The sequence below is a fragment of the Streptococcus sp. DD11 genome (assembly GCF_001578865.1).
GTDB lineage: Bacteria > Bacillota > Bacilli > Lactobacillales > Streptococcaceae > Streptococcus > Streptococcus panodentis.
In genome coordinates, this window is record NZ_KQ969423.1 from 1 (window position 1) to 685 (window position 685).

1 pseudogene is annotated in these 685 nt (G+C 56.1%); it reads right to left on the minus strand.

What is annotated here, in order from left to right:
* Window positions 1-685 (minus strand): annotated as a pseudogene (locus tag STRDD11_RS13930) (hypothetical protein); the annotation flags it as partial.

The window sequence follows — 685 nt, forward strand, 5'->3', positions numbered from 1 at the left end:
ATCAACCTCCGCGAGCGAGTCAGCATCAACGAGTGCGTCGGTGTCCGCAAGTACATCCGCCTCAGAGAGTGCATCAGTGTCCGCAAGTACGTCCGCATCCGTAAGTGCATCGACCTCCGCCAGCGTGTCCGCGTCCACGAGTGCTTCAGTGTCAGCTAGCGCCTCCGCGTCAGTAAGTGCGTCAACTTCAGCGAGTGTATCTGCCTCCACAAGTGCTTCAGTATCAGCTAGCACGTCCGCATCCGTAAGTGCATCAACTTCAGCCAGCGTATCAGCGTCCACGAGTGCATCAGTGTCCGCAAGTACCTCAGCTTCAGAGAGTGCGTCGACCTCGGCAAGCGTATCAGCATCAACGAGCGCATCGGTATCAGCAAGTACCTCAGCGTCAGTAAGTGCGTCAACCTCAGCGAGCGAGTCAGCCTCCACGAGTGCGTCTGTATCAGCAAGTACCTCAGCGTCAGTAAGTGCGTCAACTTCGGCAAGCGAGTCTGCTTCCACGAGTGCATCGGTATCAGCAAGCACGTCTGCATCTGTTAGCGCATCAACTTCAGCAAGCGTATCAGCTTCAACTAGTGCATCAGTCTCAGCAAGTACGTCCGCATCCGTAAGTGCATCAACTTCAGCAAGCGTATCAGCCTCCACGAGTGCGTCGGTGTCCGCAAGTACATCCGCGTCAGTGAGTGCG